At 72.9% G+C, this 15,369-nt stretch carries 14 protein-coding genes; 6 read left to right on the forward strand and 8 right to left on the reverse strand.

The features are described from left to right. Positions 1-120: 120 nt before the first annotated feature. The 5 genes from AB0P24_RS14040 to AB0P24_RS14060 are packed head-to-tail and all read right to left on the reverse strand — an operon-like array spanning position 121 to position 6,732. Entirely contained in the window at positions 121-1,533 is a 1,413-nt protein-coding gene (locus AB0P24_RS14040) for a hypothetical protein (protein WP_365793565.1), read from the reverse strand. Then, positions 1,530-3,527 (reverse strand): alpha-1,4-glucan--maltose-1-phosphate maltosyltransferase, encoded by a 1,998-nt coding sequence (locus tag AB0P24_RS14045; protein ID WP_365793567.1) that lies wholly within the window; start codon positions 3,525-3,527, stop codon positions 1,530-1,532. Before AB0P24_RS14045 ends, AB0P24_RS14040 begins: the two co-directional genes overlap by 4 nt. Before the next feature lie 31 nt (positions 3,528-3,558). After that, positions 3,559-4,179, reverse strand: a complete 621-nt coding sequence (locus AB0P24_RS14050) for a DJ-1/PfpI family protein (protein ID WP_365793569.1) — start codon at positions 4,177-4,179, stop codon at positions 3,559-3,561. Positions 4,180-4,184: 5 nt separating this feature from the next. Then, positions 4,185-5,861, reverse strand: a complete 1,677-nt coding sequence (locus AB0P24_RS14055; RefSeq protein ID WP_365793571.1) for a thiamine pyrophosphate-binding protein — start codon at positions 5,859-5,861, stop codon at positions 4,185-4,187. A 34-nt stretch (positions 5,862-5,895) separates the two neighbouring features. Continuing rightward, positions 5,896-6,732, reverse strand: coding sequence for a type 1 glutamine amidotransferase domain-containing protein (locus AB0P24_RS14060; protein ID WP_365793573.1), 837 nt, complete (start codon positions 6,730-6,732; stop codon positions 5,896-5,898). A gap of 332 nt (positions 6,733-7,064) precedes the next feature. Between AB0P24_RS14060 and AB0P24_RS14065 the strand changes: the two genes are divergently transcribed. From AB0P24_RS14065 to AB0P24_RS14090, 6 genes are all read left to right on the forward strand, one after another. Continuing rightward, positions 7,065-7,478, forward strand: coding sequence for a hypothetical protein (locus tag AB0P24_RS14065; RefSeq protein WP_365793575.1), 414 nt, complete (start codon positions 7,065-7,067; stop codon positions 7,476-7,478). Between the two features lie 24 nt (positions 7,479-7,502). Next, the gene (locus AB0P24_RS14070) at positions 7,503-9,140 is read left to right on the forward strand and encodes a GMC family oxidoreductase N-terminal domain-containing protein (protein WP_365793577.1); all 1,638 of its coding nucleotides are present in this window, start codon (positions 7,503-7,505) and stop codon (positions 9,138-9,140) included. Beyond that, complete coding sequence (locus tag AB0P24_RS14075) at positions 9,127-9,939, forward strand: ester cyclase (protein ID WP_365793579.1); 813 nt, start codon at positions 9,127-9,129, stop codon at positions 9,937-9,939. Before AB0P24_RS14070 ends, AB0P24_RS14075 begins: the two co-directional genes overlap by 14 nt. Before the next feature lie 61 nt (positions 9,940-10,000). Beyond that, complete coding sequence (locus tag AB0P24_RS14080; RefSeq protein WP_365793581.1) at positions 10,001-10,372, forward strand: nuclear transport factor 2 family protein; 372 nt, start codon at positions 10,001-10,003, stop codon at positions 10,370-10,372. 5 nt (positions 10,373-10,377) lie between these two features. Beyond that, positions 10,378-10,827, forward strand: coding sequence for a VOC family protein (locus AB0P24_RS14085; protein ID WP_365793583.1), 450 nt, complete (start codon positions 10,378-10,380; stop codon positions 10,825-10,827). Between the two features lie 17 nt (positions 10,828-10,844). Continuing rightward, positions 10,845-11,678, forward strand: a complete 834-nt coding sequence (locus tag AB0P24_RS14090; protein WP_365793585.1) for an SDR family NAD(P)-dependent oxidoreductase — start codon at positions 10,845-10,847, stop codon at positions 11,676-11,678. 90 nt (positions 11,679-11,768) lie between these two features. Here AB0P24_RS14090 and AB0P24_RS14095 read toward each other — a convergent pair whose 3' ends face one another. The 3 genes from AB0P24_RS14095 to AB0P24_RS14105 form a co-directional block, all read right to left on the reverse strand. Continuing rightward, positions 11,769-13,409, reverse strand: coding sequence for an FAD-binding protein (locus tag AB0P24_RS14095; protein ID WP_365793587.1), 1,641 nt, complete (start codon positions 13,407-13,409; stop codon positions 11,769-11,771). Between the two features lie 100 nt (positions 13,410-13,509). After that, entirely contained in the window at positions 13,510-13,884 is a 375-nt protein-coding gene (locus AB0P24_RS14100; RefSeq protein WP_089102071.1) for a nuclear transport factor 2 family protein, read from the reverse strand. Positions 13,885-14,048: 164 nt separating this feature from the next. Next, positions 14,049-15,251: an MFS transporter gene (locus AB0P24_RS14105; RefSeq protein WP_365793589.1), complete on the reverse strand. Its 1,203-nt coding sequence runs from the start codon at positions 15,249-15,251 to the stop codon at positions 14,049-14,051. Between the last annotated feature and the right edge of the window lie 118 nt (positions 15,252-15,369).

Consider the following 15,369-nt stretch of genomic DNA (forward strand, 5'->3'; position numbering starts at 1 on the left):
TCCGACGCCGAGCAGGCCGCCTGGCCGGGCACCCGGTCCGGCGTCGGGCCGGCCATCCGGTCGCACACCTGGTTCGGCGCCGGGGCCCAGGCCGGTGGCGTGGTTTCGGACATGGCGGCGTCAGCGGGGCGTGGTGGCGAGGCGGTGCAGGGCGGCGAGGGGGATCGGTAGTCGGTCGGGGCGCAGGCGGGACTCGTACACGGCCTCGTAGACGGCCTTGTCCGCCTCGAACGCCCGGAGGAGTACGGGGTGGCAGTCCGGGTCCTCGTGGCCGGCGGACGCGTACCCCGCGATGAAGGCCCGCCGGTTGCGCACCGCCCACGCGGACGCGCGCCGACGGCGGCGCAGTCGCACCGACGGCGAGGACTCGCCCTCGTCGTCGGCGGCGGCAAGGCCGGTGCGGGCCGCGTAGTCAAAGGAGCGCAGCATGCCGGCGACGTCCTTGAGCACCGGCTCCGGGCGGGCGCGTTCGGCGGCGGACCGGGCCGGTTCGCCCTCGAAGTCCACGATCCGCCAGCCGTCGTGGGCCCGCAGCGCCTGCCCCAGGTGCAGGTCGCCGTGGGTGCGCTGGACGAAGAGCGGGCAGCCGCGCCCGGCCACCCGCGCGCAGTCGTCGAAGAGGGCGCCGAGCCGTGCGGTGTACCGGGCGAGCGCCGGGACCTCCTCGGCGGCCTCCTTGAGACGCATGGTCATCCGGGCCGTCTCCTCGGCCACGTCCGCCGCGGTCAGCCGGGTCCGCCCGAACGCCTCGCCCAGCGCGCCGTGCACGTCGGCGACGGCCCGGCCCAGAGCGGACGCGTCCGCGGTGAAGCCCCCGCCGGCCGGGTTGCCGGGGCCGGTGCCGGCCACCGCGTCGGCCGCCTGCCGTACCGCCTCCTGCCAGCCGTCCCGGGCGTCCGGCAGGAACTCCTCGACGAGGCCGAGCACCAGGCCCTCCGCGCCGGGCGCGTCGCTGTGCACCGCCCCGTAGAGATGGGGGGTGCGGGCGCACTCCCGGCCGGTGAGCGCCCGCAGCGCCTCGACCTCGGTGTGCGGTCCCGGCTCCGGTCGGCGGAAGATCTTCAGCAGGACCCGGTCGCCGTAGGCCACGGAGGTGTTGCTCTGCTCCACCTGGAGCGGCCGGGGCACCAGGCCGACCGGCAGCGGATAGCGGGAGCTGCGTTCGAGGCGCGGCCCTGGCCCGGCGCCGCCGCCCGCCAGGGTGCGCAGCAGCAGGGCGAGCAGGGTGCCGTCGGCCAGCGCGTCGTAGACCCGCCAGCCCTGCCAGGGGCCGGCCGGCACGGTGGTGATGGCGGCGGGGTCCAGCCGGGCCGGCAGCTCCGGGCGCAGGCCCAGCAGGAGCTGAAAGCGCAGCGGTCCGGCGGCGCCGTCCGCCGAGACCACGGCGTGCAGCAGCAGCGGGGGGTCGTCCCCGACCACCGACGCCGCGTCGGCGGTCAGCGGGGCCCCGGCGTAGCGCGCGTCGAACCAGCGCCGGCCGGTCAGCCACGGCCCGAGCGCGGGCAGCAGCGGCTGTAGGATCTCCGTCCTCATGACGCCTCCTCGGTCGTCAGTACGTGCGCGACCTGGTGGGCCGGGTCGAGGCGCACGTAGGTGGACTCGCCCCAGCCGTAGACGGCTCCGGTGAGCTCGTCGCGGAGCTTGAGCGTGCCGTCGACGGGCAGGCCGAGGGCCGCCAGGTCGCAGGTGACGGTCGCCTCCTGAACCCGGTGCGGATCCAGGTTGACGACGACCAGCACCACGTCGGTGCCGCCCTCGGGCCGGCCCACGTGTTTGGAGTAGGCGAGGATCTGGTCGTTGTCGGTGTGCTGGAGCCGCAGGTTGCGCAGTTCCCGGAGGGCGGGACGGGTCCGGCGGAGCCGGTTGAGCAGGGTGATCAGCGGGGCGATGGTCCGCCCCTCGGCCTCGGCGGCCGCCCAGTCGCGGGGCCGCAGCTGGTACTTCTCCGAGTCGAGGTAGTCCTCGGTGCCCTCGGCGAGCGGGGTGTTCTCGCACAGCTCGTACCCGGCGTAGACCCCCCAGCTGGGCGCGGCGGTCGCCGCCAGCACGGCCCGTACCTCGAAGGCCGGGCGGCCGCCGTGCTGAAGGTAGGCGTGCAGGATGTCCGGGGTGTTCACGAACAGGTTGGGACGCAGGAAGTCGGCGCTGTCCCGGGTGAGTTCGGGCAGGTACTCGGTCAGCTCCTGCTTGGTGTTCTTCCAGGTGAAGTAGGTGTACGACTGCTGGAAACCGGCCTGGGCCAGGGCGTGCACCATGGCCCGGCGGGTGAACGCCTCGGCCAGGAACACCACGTCCGGGTCGGTCGCGTTGACCTCGCCGATCAGCCGCTCCCAGAAGTGCACCGGCTTGGTGTGCGGGTTGTCGACGCGGAAGATCCGTACGCCCTGCGCCATCCAGTGCCGCAGGACGCGCAGCGCCTCGGTGTACAGGCCCTCGAAGTCGGTGTCGAAGTCGAGGGGGTGGATGTCCTCGTAGGTCTTGGGCGGGTTCTCGGCGTAGGCGACCGAGCCGTCCACCCGGTGGTGGAACCACTCGGGGTGCCCGGTCACCCAGGGATGGTCCGGGGAGCACTGGAGGGCGAAGTCGATCGCCACCTCCAGGCCGAGGCCGCGGGCGGTGCTGACGAAGTACCGGAAGTCCTCCAGGGTGCCGAGGTCGGGGTGGACCGCGTCGTGGCCGCCCTGCCGGGAGCCGATGGCCCAGGGCGAGCCGACGTCGTCCGGGCCCGCGACGAGCGTGTTGTTCCGGCCCTTGCGGTGGGTGCCGCCGATGGGGTGGACGGGCGGCAGGTACACCACGTCGAAGCCCATCGCCGCGACGGCGGGCAGCCGGGCGGCGGCGGTCCGCAGGGTGCCGCTCACCGTCCGCCCGTCCGCCGTCACGACCGCGCCCTCCGAGCGCGGGAACAGCTCGTACCAGGACCCGGCCAGGGCGCGCCGGCGCTCCACGCGCAGCGGCAGCGGCCGGGAGGCGGTGACCAGTTCGCGCAGCGCGTAGCGGCCCAGGGCGGCCGTCACCCGGGGGGTGGTGACGGCCGCCAGCCGGGCGGAGGCCGGCGCGAGGGTGTCACGGAGCGCGGCGATCGCGGCCCGGACCTCCTCCCGGCGGTCCCGGTCGGTGATGTCGTTCTCGCCGTGTGCCGCCCGTTCGTGCAGCAGCACGCCCTCGCGCAGGGTGAGTTCGGTGTCGACGCCGGCCGCGGTCTTCAGTCCGGCGTCCCGGCGCCAGGTGGCCAGGGGGTCGGCCCAGGCCTCGACCCGGAAGGTCCACAGGCCCTCGGCGCCGGCGACCACGGTGGCGCTCCAGCGGTCGGCGTCGGGATCGACGAGGGTCATCGGCACCCGCTGGGCGGGGGTTCCCTCGGGACCGCGCAGGACCACGTCCGCGGCGATCACGCCGTTGCCCTCGCGGAAGACGGTGGCCGTGATGTCGAGGTGTTCGCCGGTCACGGCCTTGGCGGGCAGTTCCCCGTCCCGCACCCGGGGGCGGACGTCGAGGACGGGGATGCGCCCGGTCACCGGTGTCATGATGATCGCTCCTCTCCCCGTTCGCGTCCCGTCAGCCCCGCCCCGCCTGCCCGGCCCGGGCGGCCGGGGCGGGCTCGGCGGGCCGGCGGTCGGCGAGCAGGTCGATGATGGTGCGGGCGAAGACGTGGCAGTGGTTGCCGGTGCGGCCGGTGACCAGGTCGTCGTGGACGACGACGTCCTGGTCGACGTACTCGCCGCCCATGTTGCGCAGGTCGCCCAGCAGGTTGTTGTGCACCACCGCGCGCCGCCCGCGCATCAGGTTGGGTACCGGGGCGGCGAGCCACATGCCGTGGCAGATGATGCCCTTGAGGATCGCCGGGTCGGCGAACGCGCGGCGCAGGAACTGCGAGGCGGGCGGCAGCCGGTCGGGGTCGTCGGTGTAGCGGAGGCGGTCGGCGACCATCCCGGAGGGGACGATCACCGCCGAGTACTCCTTCAGCGCGAACTCGTCGAGGTCCTCGAAGGACTCGTTCACGTCGAAGGGCATGCGGTGCTCGTGCCCGTGGAAGGTCATGCCCTCGTTGCCCCAGAGCCGGGTCAGGAAGTGGACCTCGGCGCCCTCCTCGGGGAAGCGGTAGCGGTAGTAGAGGATCTCGGGCTCGTAGAAGTCGCTCTCCATCAGGACGGCGATCTTGTGTCCGTTCAGTCGCACGGCGGTCACCCCTTTCCCTTGGCCGTCACCAGGTCGACGAGGAACGGCCCGTGGTGGGCGAGCGCCTGTGCCACCGCGCCCTCGGCCTGACCGGGCTTCTCCACCCGTACGGCGGCCACCCCGAGGGAGCGGGCGAGGCCGACGAAGTCGATGGACGGGTGGGAGAGGTCGAACATGCCGGGCTGTTCGTGGGCCGGTATGCCCGTCTCCCGCCAGTACTCCTCGATGTTGTCCTCCAGCAGCCGGTAGCTGCCGTTGTTGCAGATCACGAACTTGGTGGGCAGGCCGTGGCGGGCGGCCGTCCACAGGGCCTGGAAGGTGTACATGCTGCCGCCGTCGCCGGTGAAGCCGACCACCGTGCGGTCGGGGTGGGCGAGCTGGGCGCCGAGCGCGCCGGGGATGCCGACGCCGAGGGAGCCGCCCCGGGTCTGCATCCAGTGGCCGGGCAGGGTGGGCGGCAGATGGCGGAAGATCGTCGGGGACGCGGTCAGTGCCTCGTCGAACAGGATGGCGTCGGAGGGGAGCCGGCGGGCGAGTTCGCGGGCGAAGGCGGCGGTGGGCACGGTCTGCGCCTCGCCGTCGGCCAGGTCCCGGTCCCGGGCGCCGGCCAGGGCGTCGGCCCGTTCGGCGGCCCGCACCCGCAGCCGCTCGGCCGCCTCCGCCCGCCGCTCGTCGCCCATCTCCCCGTGCAGCGCGTCGGCGAGCAGTCCGAGGGTGGCCTTCGGGTCGGCCACGATGCCGAGGTCGACGGGGAAGTTCTTGGCGATGGCGTCGGTGTCGAGGTCGACGTGGACCACCGGGGTGCCCTCGGCGAAGACGTCGTACCGGGCCGGGAACACCTCGGGCAGCGCGTAGGTGCCGACGATCAGGACGCCGTCGGCGGCGCCGGTGATCCGCCGGCTCTGCTCGCCGAACATGTGGCCCAACTGGCCCGCGTACGCCGGGTGCTGGGCGGACAGGTTGACCTCCGCCCAGTCGGCGCCGTACACGTCGGCGCCCCACACCTCGGCGAGGCGGGCCAGTTCGGCCTGTGCGCCCGCGAAGTGCACGCCGTCGCCGGCCACGATGAGCGGGCGGCGGGCCCCGGCGAGCAGGGCCGCGGCCCGGGCGACGGTGTCCGGGGCGGGCCGGTTGCGGATGTCCGGGTAACTGACCGGGGCGACCGCCTCCCGGGTGCCGGCGTCCATCACGTCGGCCGGCAGCACCACCAGGACCGGCCCGTACGGCGGGGTCCCTGCCACCTTGAAGGCGCGGCGCAGCACGCGCAGCGTGGAGTCGGGGTCGAGCACCCGGGTCGCCCACTTGGTGACCGGCTCCGCCATGCCGACCAGGTCGGCCGCCATCTGGGCGTCCAGTCCGGCATACCGCAGCCCGGCCTCGCCGACCAGGGTGACGATCGGGGCGTGGCCGCGCATGGCCTGGTAGAGCATGCCGATGCCGTTGCCGAGGCCGACCCCGGAGTGCAGTTGCAGGACCGCCGGGGTGCGGGTGGCGCGGGCGTAGCCGTCCGCCATGCCGACGGCCGTGGCCTCCTGCAGGGCCAGGATGTACTGGATCGAGGGGAAGGAGCGCAGTTCGTCGAGGAACCCCTGCTCGACCGTGCCGGGGTTGCCGAACATGTACCGGACGCCTTCGGCCTCCAGTTGCTCCAGGAGCGCGACGCGCGCGGGCCTGCTGTCCATGCTGGTCACCTCTCGCGGGACGGATGTCAGGACGTCAGGAGGTCCTGAACCCCCACTGGCGCAGGCCCTGTTCGAGGACCTCGACGGTCTTCTGGCCGGTCAGGTAGGAGTCCGGGGTCGAACGGCCCGTGATGAACGGGTAGTCGACGATGACCGAGGTCTCCTTGCCGAAGTTGCCGTGGTAGGCGCCGCCGGGCGCGGTGGCGTCGCGCAGGATGTACTCCAGCGGGTACGGCGGCGGGCCCATCACGAAGTCGGTGCCGAGGAACCCGGTGCCGTCCTTGTAGTCGTACTCGATGCAGTGCCCGGTGACGTGCTTGCCGCGGATGATGGACTCGCGGGTCTCCTGGTCGCGGGCGAAGGCCAGGCAGGCGACGCCGTAGCACTCGGCGGCGATCGGCCGGTCCAGGGCGCGGAAGGCGAGGATCAGGTCGTGCACCCGCCAGTTGTTGGCGAGGTCGACGATGGGTCCGCTGCCGCCGACGATCAGCAGCGCGTCGTAGCGGTCGGCGATCTGGTGGCGGATCTGCTCCAGGCGGCTGTGGTAGGCCTCCCAGTCGCGCAGGAAGTACGGCCGGGAGCGGTAGGGCCGGTCGGGGAGCCAGGACGCCAGGTCGAGGGGGTTGTCGAGCCGGTCCGACTCCTCGACGGCCCGTACCTTCGCCGCCATCTGGGGCGTGGTGACGGACCGGCCGAGCGGCGGGTCGACGTACTCGGGGTCCATGCTCGGCGGCAGCGCCTGGGGCCGCTTGCCGGTGGGGGTGGCGAAGGTGACGTGGTAGCCGGCCTGGTCGAAGGTCTCCAGGGGGCCGATCAACTCCTCGCCCCAGTAACCGTGTTCGGACAGGACGACGAGAATGCGCCTGCTCATGGGATTCCTCCCGGATCGGCGGGACGGTGCCAAGTGGCGGATTCCTGTCTACGGCGGGGCACTTCGTCCCGACCATCGCCGCCGCCCGTGCTCATGGCACATGCACAAATGGCCGAATGCACTACGGCATGTTGTGGCCAACGCCTGCGGGTGCCTCGCCACCGGGCGGTACGGCTCCCGCGAAGAGGCGAGTTGCCCGAGCCTGAGCTGCGACTTCGCACAGTGCGGCCGGTGTCCGGGCGCGGGGCGCACGGCGCGGCCGGGGTGTGGGGTCATCGGACGCGTATCGCTCCCGGTCGCCGGGAGCGGGACCCCGATGAGCGGAGACATCCATGTCCACCGAACAGACCGGCTCCGACCGGGAGATCGAGGAGTTCGTGCAGCGCTGGTTCGGCCTGCTCAACGTGCACGCCCCGGTCGCCGAGCTGCTGCCCTTCGTCGCCGACGAGGGCCTGGAGATGGCCTTCCCCGAGCGCACCCTGCACAGCCACGCGGACTTCGTCGACTGGTACGTGGCGGTCGGTGAGGCCTACAGCGAGCAGGACCACACCGTGGAGAAGCTCGTCCACCAGGAGGACGGACCGCGGATCGGCATCGACCTGACCGTCGTGTGGACGGCGAAGTCCACCGCCGACGGCACCGTGTCCTCGTTCCGGATCAACCAGCAGTGGCGGCTCGAACGCCCCGCGCCGGGCGCCGCCCCGGTGATCGTCGACTACCAGGTCGGCGAGCCGGCCGCCCTCTGACCCCGTCACCGTTTGGAGGCTGTCATGCCGTCGAATCCGACTCCCCCGGTGCCACCGGCCGCCGACTACGTGGTGGTCGGCGCGGGTTCAGCCGGCTGCGCCGTCGCCGCCCGGCTCAGCGCGGACCCGTCCGTGACCGTGACCCTGCTGGAGGCCGGCGGCCCGGACGAACGTCCGGAGATCCACCACGCCGACGCCGCCTCGGTCCTCTCCCTGCTCACCGCCGACTGGCGCGGCGAGATCGACTGGGGCTACGTCACCGAACCCGAGGCCGGCATGGACGGCCGCCGCGTCCCGGTGGCCCGCGGCAAGGTCCTCGGCGGGTGCAGTTCCGTCAACGCCCTGATGTGGGTGCGCGGCAGCCGCCACGACTACGACCGCTGGGTCACCGAGGGCGCGACCGGCTGGTCGTACGACGAGGTCCTGCCGTACTTCCGGGCCGCCGAGAGCTACTCCGGCGGCGGTTCCGAGCTGCGCGGCGCCGACGGTCCGGTGCGGGTACGGCAGCTGGACGCCCCGTCCCCGCTGGCCCGCGCCTTCGTGGCGGCCGCCGGTGAACTCGGCCACGACGCGCCGGGCGACGGCGACTACAACGGCGCCCGGCAGGACGGGTTCGGCTTCCTGTACCAGACCAACCGCGACGACGCGGGCGGGCGGTGCAGCGCCGCCGACGCCTATCTGCGCCCGGCCCTCGACCGGCCCAACCTGACCGTGGTGACCGGCGCCCGGACCACCCGGCTGCTGCTCGACGGGGACCGGGTCACCGGCGTCGAGTACGTCCGCGACGGCGCACCGGCACGGATACGCGCCGAACGTGAGGTCATCGTGTCCGCGGGCGCGTTCGAGTCGCCGAAGCTCCTGATGCTGTCCGGCATCGGACCGGCCGACCACCTCAGGGCGCACGGCATCCACTGCGTGCGGGACCTGCCGGGCGTGGGCGCCGGACTCCAGGACCACCTCTTCACCCCCGTCTGCTACCAGTCCTTGCGGGAGCACCCGCCCGGCGCCCTGCTCTCCGAGGCCGGGCTGTTCACCCACACCCCGGCCGCCGACCCGGCCGGGCCGCCCGACCTGCAGTTCACCTTCGGCCCGGTCAAGTTCCTGCCGGCCGGCGCGCCCGCCGAGCAGTGGGAGGGCCCCGGCCTCACCTTCGCGCCGATCGCCGTGCTCCCGCACAGCCGGGGCCGGGTACGGCTGCGCGACGCCGACCCCGAGTCCAACGCGGTCGTCAGCGCCGGCTACCTCACCTCGGCGGCCGACCTCGACGTGCTGGTGCACGGCGTCGAACTGGCCCGCGAACTCGCCGCCACCCGCGCCTTCGACGCCTTCCGCGGCGACGAACTCGGCCCCGGCAAGGACGTGTCGGGCCCGGCCGAGCTGCGCGCCTACGTCGCCGCCAACGCCACCACCCTGTGGCACCCGGCCGGCACCTGCCGGATGGGCACAGGACCGGACGCCGTCACCGACCCCGAGCTGCGCGTCCACGGCGTCGCGGGCCTCCGGGTCGCGGACGCCTCGGTCATGCCGTCCATCGTGGCCGGCAACACCCACGCACCCAGCGTCATGATCGGCGAGCGCGCGGCGGCGTTCGCCCTCGGCACCTCCCTGCCGCCTTCGACCGCCGCCCGACCGAACGAGGGGATGCAGCATGTCCACCCGTGACCAGCAGGACATCCGGAAGCTCTACGGGAGCTTCCTCGACGCGCTGAACGCCGGCGACCTGCAAGGGGTCCGCGCCGTCCTCAGCCCGGACTTCACCGACCACCACCCCGGCTTCGACATCACCGGCATCGACTCCTACCTGGACGCGGTGCGCGGCGCGCACGAGACGCTCGACCTCAAGGGCGAGCTGGAGGAGGGCGTGCCGCTCGGGGACGACCGGATCGTCACCCGGGTGAAGCTCACCGGCACCCACCTCGGCGACGTGCTCGGCTTCCCGGCCACCGGCCGCAAGGTCCAGTGGTCCACCACCGAGATCTGGCGGGCCGAGAACGGCCTGTTCGCCGAGCGGTGGGCCCAGGACGACCTGCTCGGCCTGCGCGCCCAGGTCTCCTCCGACGACCTGAACTACACCGTGGTCCGGCAGGTCAGCGACGCCGTCAACGAGCGCCGCTACGACGACCTCGACGAGCTGTTCGGGCCCACGTTCAAGGACAACAACCCGGCCTGGAGCGTCGAGAGCCTCGACGAGCTCAAGGGGATCATCAAGGCCGCGCACGACGCGCTGGACATGGCCGTGCACCTCGACGCCCTGTACCCGGCCGCCCCCGACAAGGTGATCATGCACATCACCTTCCACGGCCGGCACATCGGCCCCTTCCTCGGCCAGGAGCCGACCGGCAAGGAGGTCTCCTGGACCAGCCTGGAGGTCTACCGCCTGGAGGACGGCAAGGTCGTCGAGCGCTGGGTCCAGGCCGACACCACGGGCCTGATGCGCCAGCTCGGCGTGCCCCTCCCCTGACACCCCCGTCCTGGACGGCACGGGCAGACCGGAAAGCAGGCAGACACGAAAGGACGGGCGCATGAGCACCCGAGAAGTGGTCGACACGTACTACCGGCTGGCCAACGAGGGCGACTGGGACGCCTGGTGCGACCTGTTCGCGGTCGACCAGACCATGGACGAGCAACTGGCCGGACACGTCGAGGGACGCGAGACGCTCCGCGAGATGATGAAGGGCTTCCCGCAGATGTACGCCTCCTTCGCCAACGTGCCCCGGCACGTCGTCGTGGACGGCGAGCAGGCCGCGGTGGTCTCCGACATCACCGCCCGCACCCCGGACGGCATCACGGTCGAGGCCGCGGTGTGCAACTACTTCCGTGTCCGGGGCGGGCTGATCACCTACATGACGAACGTCCACGACACCGTGCCGTTCGCCGCGGTCACCGGGAAGTGACGGCCATGACGACCGCCGCCCCGCACGGCCCGCGCTGGTCGCACGTGGGCCTCAACTGCCGTGACCAGAAGGCCACCGAGGACTTCTACACCCGGCACTTCGGCTTCCGCCGGGCCCGGGTGGTGGAGGCCGACGGCGTCCGCGTGGTGTTCCTGCGCAACGGCCCGGTCTACCTGGAGCTGTTCGCGACCGACGCGGAGCCGCTCGTGACGGCCGACAAGGACGGCCCGGCCGGCCCCGGCACCGCCCGCCACCTCGCCTTCCAGGTCGACGACGTGGACGCGTTCCTCGCCGCGGCCCGGGGCGAGCTGGAGCCGACGCTCGGGCCGCTGACGTTCGACGAGTTCATCCCCGGCTGGAAGACGGTGTGGGTGTCCGACCCGGACGGCATCGTGGTGGAGGTCAGCCAGGGATACACCGACCAGTCCACCGAAGAACTGGCAACGTACGCCTGACAGGAGAGTTCCCCACGATGAAGGCCGTTCCCGAGCAGACCATTCTCATCACCGGCGCGACCGACGGTCTCGGCCGCGCGGTCGCCCGTGAACTCGCCGCGCAGGGCGCGTCACTGATCCTGCACGGCCGCAGTGCGGCCAAGGGCGCGGACCTGCTGGCCGAGCTGCGCGCGGCCGGCGCCACCGGCCGGCTGAGCTACGAGCTGGCCGACTTCTCCTCGCTGGAGGACATCGGCAAACTCGCCGAGCGGATCCTCACCACGTACGACCGGCTGGACGTGCTGGTGAACAACGCGGGCATCGGGGTCGAGCTGGCCCGGCAGGAGAGCCAGGACGGGCTGGAGCTCACCTTCCAGGTCGACTACCTGGCCGCGTACGTCCTCAGCTGCCGGCTCGCCCCGCTGCTGGCGGCCTCGGCACCCGCCCGGATCATCAACGTCAGCTCCGCGGGCCAGGCCCCCATCGACTTCCGTGACGTGATGCTGGAGCGCCACTGGGACGGCGTGCAGGCCTACTGCCAGGCCAAGCTGGCCCAGATCTCCCTCACCTTCGACCTGGCCGAGCGGCTGCGCGGCACCGGGGTCACCGTCAACGCGCTGCACCCGGCGTCGTACATGCCGACCAAGATGGTGGTGAACCTGTTCACCCCGCAGAGCACGGTCGCGGACGGCATGCGCAACACCCTGCGGCTGATCACCGACCCGGCCCTGGAGAACGTGTCGGGCGTCTACTTCAACCGCTCGACGCGGGCCCGGGCCGGTGCCCAGGCGTACGACGAGACGTCCCGCGCCCGGCTCCGGGAGCTGAGCGAGTCCCTGACCGGAGTGGCGTTCCCGGCCGGCCTCGGCTGATCCCAGCGCCTCCCCCGAACGGGACGAGCCCCCGCCTCACCGCAGCGAGGCGGGGGCTCGTCCATGTCCCCGGTCCGGTGTCTCCGAGAGCTAGGGCGCGGTGACGGAGAGCCGGTGGTGGAAGACGTTGTGCGGGTCCCAGGCCGCCTTCACCGCCCGCAGCCGGGCCAGGTTGTCCTTGAAGTAGAGGCTCTGCCAGGACACCCCCGAGGTGTTCCAGGCCGGGTCGGTGAGGTCGGTGTCCGGGTAGTTGATGTACGAGCCGTCGTTGGTGTCGTTCGGCACGGGCACCCCGCCGGTGTCGGCGTACAGGTCCCGGTAGAGGTTGCGCATCCAGGTGACGTGCCGGTCGTCGGAGGCCGCGTCCGGCCAGTACGTCGTGAAGTTGGCCTTCAGGACCGAGTCCCGCTGGGCCAGCGCGGTGGCCGAGGACGCGACGGTGTTGACCTTGCCGCCGTAGGAGTAGAGCAGGATCCCGGCGTGGCCGTCGTAGCCGGCGTCGGAGAGGTAGCCGTAGAGGGTCGCGGCCTGTGCGGCGGACCAGCCCCTGCGCAGATAGGCGCCCTTGGACTTGGTCCGGTTGTACAGGCCTGTGTCGTACGGGTCCTTGAGCGTCGTCTTCATCCACGGCCAGGAGGAGCGGACCTCGGTGTACGGCGCCCCGATGCCGCCGGCCACCGCCGTGACGTACGCGTCCAGCAGCGCGGACGCGTCCGGAAGGGTGCCGTCGATCTGGGAGTTGAGCACGACGGCGCCCTGGACGCGGTTGTACAGGATGAGCACGCTGTGCAGGCTGTCGTAGGCGGACCCGGCGACGCTGTTGCGGGCGTGCCAGGTGCCGTGGTCCGCGACGAGGGCGGTGAAGGCCGCCTCGGTCAGGTCGCTCCACTTGATGGTGACCGTGGACTTCAGGAGCGTCTTCGGGGGCCTGGGCAGCAGGGTCGCGGGGTCGCTGCCGGCGGCGTCCGGGGAGCGGAACCAGTACCGGGTGACGATGCCGAAGGTGCCGCCGCCCCCGCCGGTGTGCGCCCACCACAGCTCGCGGTGCGGGTCGTCGGCGTCCCGGGTGGCGACCACCGCGCGGGCGGTGCCCGTGGCGTCGACGGTGACCACCTCCACGGCGTACAGGTGGTCCACGACGGCGCCGTGCTGCCGGCACATCGCGCCGTATCCGCCGCCGGTGACGTGCCCGCCGACGCCGACGGTCGGGCAGGTGCCGCCCGGCAGGGCGACGCCCCACTCCAGGTACAGGGTCCGGTAGACGTGGCCGAGGGTGGCGCCGCCCTCGACGAGGAAGGCCCGGCGCGCGGGGTCGTAGCGGACCGCGTCCATCCCGGACATGTCGACGAGTATCCGTACGTCCGGGTCGTCGACGAGCCCGTCCAGGCAGTGCCCGCCGCCGCGTACCCCGACGCGTCTGCCGTCGCGCACCGCCTCCTGGACGACGGCCACCACCTGGTCGGTGCTGTGCACGAGCCGCACGGAGTCGGGGGCGGCGGTGAATCTCGCGTTGTAGCCGCGCGAGGTGAGGTCCAGGTATCGGGTGTCGGAGGCGTCGACGGTGACCGCGGCGGGGGCGGCCGTCGTGGTGGCGGTGGCCGTCTCGTCGGCGGCGCGGGCGGGGGCCGGGAGGAGGGCCGCGCCGGCCCCGGCGGCGGCCGCCGAGCCGATCAGTCCGCGCCGGGTGAGCCCGGCGGCCGGCCGCCGGGCCGGCTGCTGCTGTCGTGTCACAGGTGTCTCCTGTCTCTCGGGCGTTTCAGGGGGAAAACGGCCGCCGCCCGGGAGGCGCGGAGCCTCCCGGGCGGCAGGGGGGAGCCGGCGGACGGGGCGGTCAGACGACCTCGTGTCCGCTGACGGTGGTCTCCGGGATCTCGTCGCGGACGTCCCAGTGCTCGACGATCAGTCCCTCGTCGATCCGGAAGACCTCCACGACGACCATGCCGCGGTCGTCCGGGTCGCCGCGGAAGCGGGTGTGCAGGAACACCAGGTCTCCCGAGCCGGCCGCGCGCCGGATCTCGAACCGCGCCCGCGGGTACTGCTTGTGGAAGCCGTCGACGAACTCGACCAGCGGGGCCCGCCCGTCGGGCAGGTTCGGGTTGTGCTGGATGAGGTCCTCGGCCAGGTACTTGTCGGCTAGTTCGGTCCGCCCCTGGTTCCAGACGGTCTCGATGTACTCGCGCACGAAGTTCACCTGGTGGCTGCTCATGGGTTCTCCTTGACTCAATGGAACTGGCTTTGGTGGAGCGCCCCTGAAAGGGGCGCGGGGCTGTGTCGATGTGCGGCTGCCGCCGCGTGGGCGCGCCAAGCCACGACGGCGCCGCAGACAACCGACAAGGCATCGCGGCACTCCCGGCGCGGAGCGCGCAGCGCTCAGCCGGTGTGTACGGGAGCGCTCGCGGCCCGTTCCGCACCGGCCGCCGCCGCGGCGACCTGCCGGACCGAGGACAGGTGGGCCAGTCCGGCCAGGACGAGGACGCCCAGGGCCGCCCAGGGAATGGGGCCGGCGCCCAGGTCCGGCAGCAGGGAGCTGCCGATGAAGCTGCCGAGGCTCATCCCGAGGTAGAGCGCGGCGGCGTTCAGGGCGAGGATCAGACCGGGCTGCAGCGGCACCAGCTCCACCAGCCGGGCCTGCTGCGGCGCCTGGTACAGCTGGCTGAAGAACGCCCAGAACGCGAAGAAGACGACCCCGGGCGCGGAGTGCGGGGCGACCAACAGCAGCACGAAGCCCAGCGCGAGACCGAGCACGGCGACGCTCACCGTGCGCCCGCCGCCCAGCCGCTCGGCGATCCGCGGCGCGCAGGCGTTGCCCGCCACCCCGATGACGCCGAAGGCGAGCAGGGTCAGCGAGATGAGCCCGGAGGAGGCGCCGAAGCGGTCCTTCAGATAGGCGCCCGCGATGCCGTAGACGGTGAACTGGGCGGCCATGAACAGCAGGGTGGTGGTGACCGTGGCGGCGGTGGCCGGGGTGCGCATCGCCTCCCGGTAGGCGCCGACCGTCGGCGGTTCGCCGGACGGGATCTCGGGGACGAACACCAGCACCGCCACGAAGCCGAGCGCCGACAGCGCGGCCACGCCGAGCAGGGCCGGCCGCCAGCCCAGCGAGCCGCCGAGGAACGAGGCCAGCGGCACGCCGAGCACCGCCGCGGCCGTCATGCCGCCGAACACCGTGGCCAGGGCCCGCTGCCGGCGCTCGGGCGGCACGATCAGCGCCCCGGCCGCCGAGGCGCCGGGACCGAAGACGGCGGCCCCCATCGCGCCGAGCACCCGGGTGGCCGTGAGGAAGCCGTAGCCGGGCGCGACGGCACCGAGGGCCGCGCCGACGGTGAGCAGGCCGATGCCCACGAGCAGCACCCGCTTGCGGTTCCATCGGCGCAGCACGATGGGGGCGGTGGGCGCGCAGACCGCGAAGGTCAGCGCGAAGACGGTGACCAGGATGCCCACCGTGGCCGGCTGGACGTGCAGGTCGTCGCCGATGGGGCCGTTCAGGCCGACGACCGCCAGCGAGATCGTCCCCAGACTGAAGTAGCCCAGTGACAGGGAGAGCAGGGCTGGTAAGGCGCTGCGGGACGGCATCAAGCCACCTCCTGTTGCTCTTCGTCGGCGGTGCCGGAATGGGTGCCGGGATGGCGGGGGCCGGAAAGTTCCATACAGCGAAGTTAGGAACGCTTCGCGTCCCGCCGGGGCCGCCTCA

Source organism: Streptomyces sp. NPDC086519 (assembly GCF_040686075.1).
GTDB lineage: Bacteria > Actinomycetota > Actinomycetes > Streptomycetales > Streptomycetaceae > Streptomyces > Streptomyces shenzhenensis.

Coding starts and splice junctions, on each gene's coding strand:
- AB0P24_RS14055 (WP_365793571.1), bottom strand. CDS start 5,861: ATGGACAGCAGGCCCGCGCGCGTCGCGCTCCTGGAGCAACTGGAGGCC.
- AB0P24_RS14070 (WP_365793577.1), top strand. CDS start 7,503: ATGCCGTCGAATCCGACTCCCCCGGTGCCACCGGCCGCCGACTACGTG.
- AB0P24_RS14040 (WP_365793565.1), bottom strand. CDS start 1,533: ATGAGGACGGAGATCCTACAGCCGCTGCTGCCCGCGCTCGGGCCGTGG.
- AB0P24_RS14105 (WP_365793589.1), bottom strand. CDS start 15,251: ATGCCGTCCCGCAGCGCCTTACCAGCCCTGCTCTCCCTGTCACTGGGC.
- AB0P24_RS14080 (WP_365793581.1), top strand. CDS start 10,001: ATGAGCACCCGAGAAGTGGTCGACACGTACTACCGGCTGGCCAACGAG.
- AB0P24_RS14100 (WP_089102071.1), bottom strand. CDS start 13,884: ATGAGCAGCCACCAGGTGAACTTCGTGCGCGAGTACATCGAGACCGTC.
- AB0P24_RS14065 (WP_365793575.1), top strand. CDS start 7,065: ATGTCCACCGAACAGACCGGCTCCGACCGGGAGATCGAGGAGTTCGTG.
- AB0P24_RS14075 (WP_365793579.1), top strand. CDS start 9,127: ATGTCCACCCGTGACCAGCAGGACATCCGGAAGCTCTACGGGAGCTTC.
- AB0P24_RS14045 (WP_365793567.1), bottom strand. CDS start 3,527: ATGACACCGGTGACCGGGCGCATCCCCGTCCTCGACGTCCGCCCCCGG.
- AB0P24_RS14090 (WP_365793585.1), top strand. CDS start 10,845: ATGAAGGCCGTTCCCGAGCAGACCATTCTCATCACCGGCGCGACCGAC.
- AB0P24_RS14060 (WP_365793573.1), bottom strand. CDS start 6,732: ATGAGCAGGCGCATTCTCGTCGTCCTGTCCGAACACGGTTACTGGGGC.
- AB0P24_RS14085 (WP_365793583.1), top strand. CDS start 10,378: ATGACGACCGCCGCCCCGCACGGCCCGCGCTGGTCGCACGTGGGCCTC.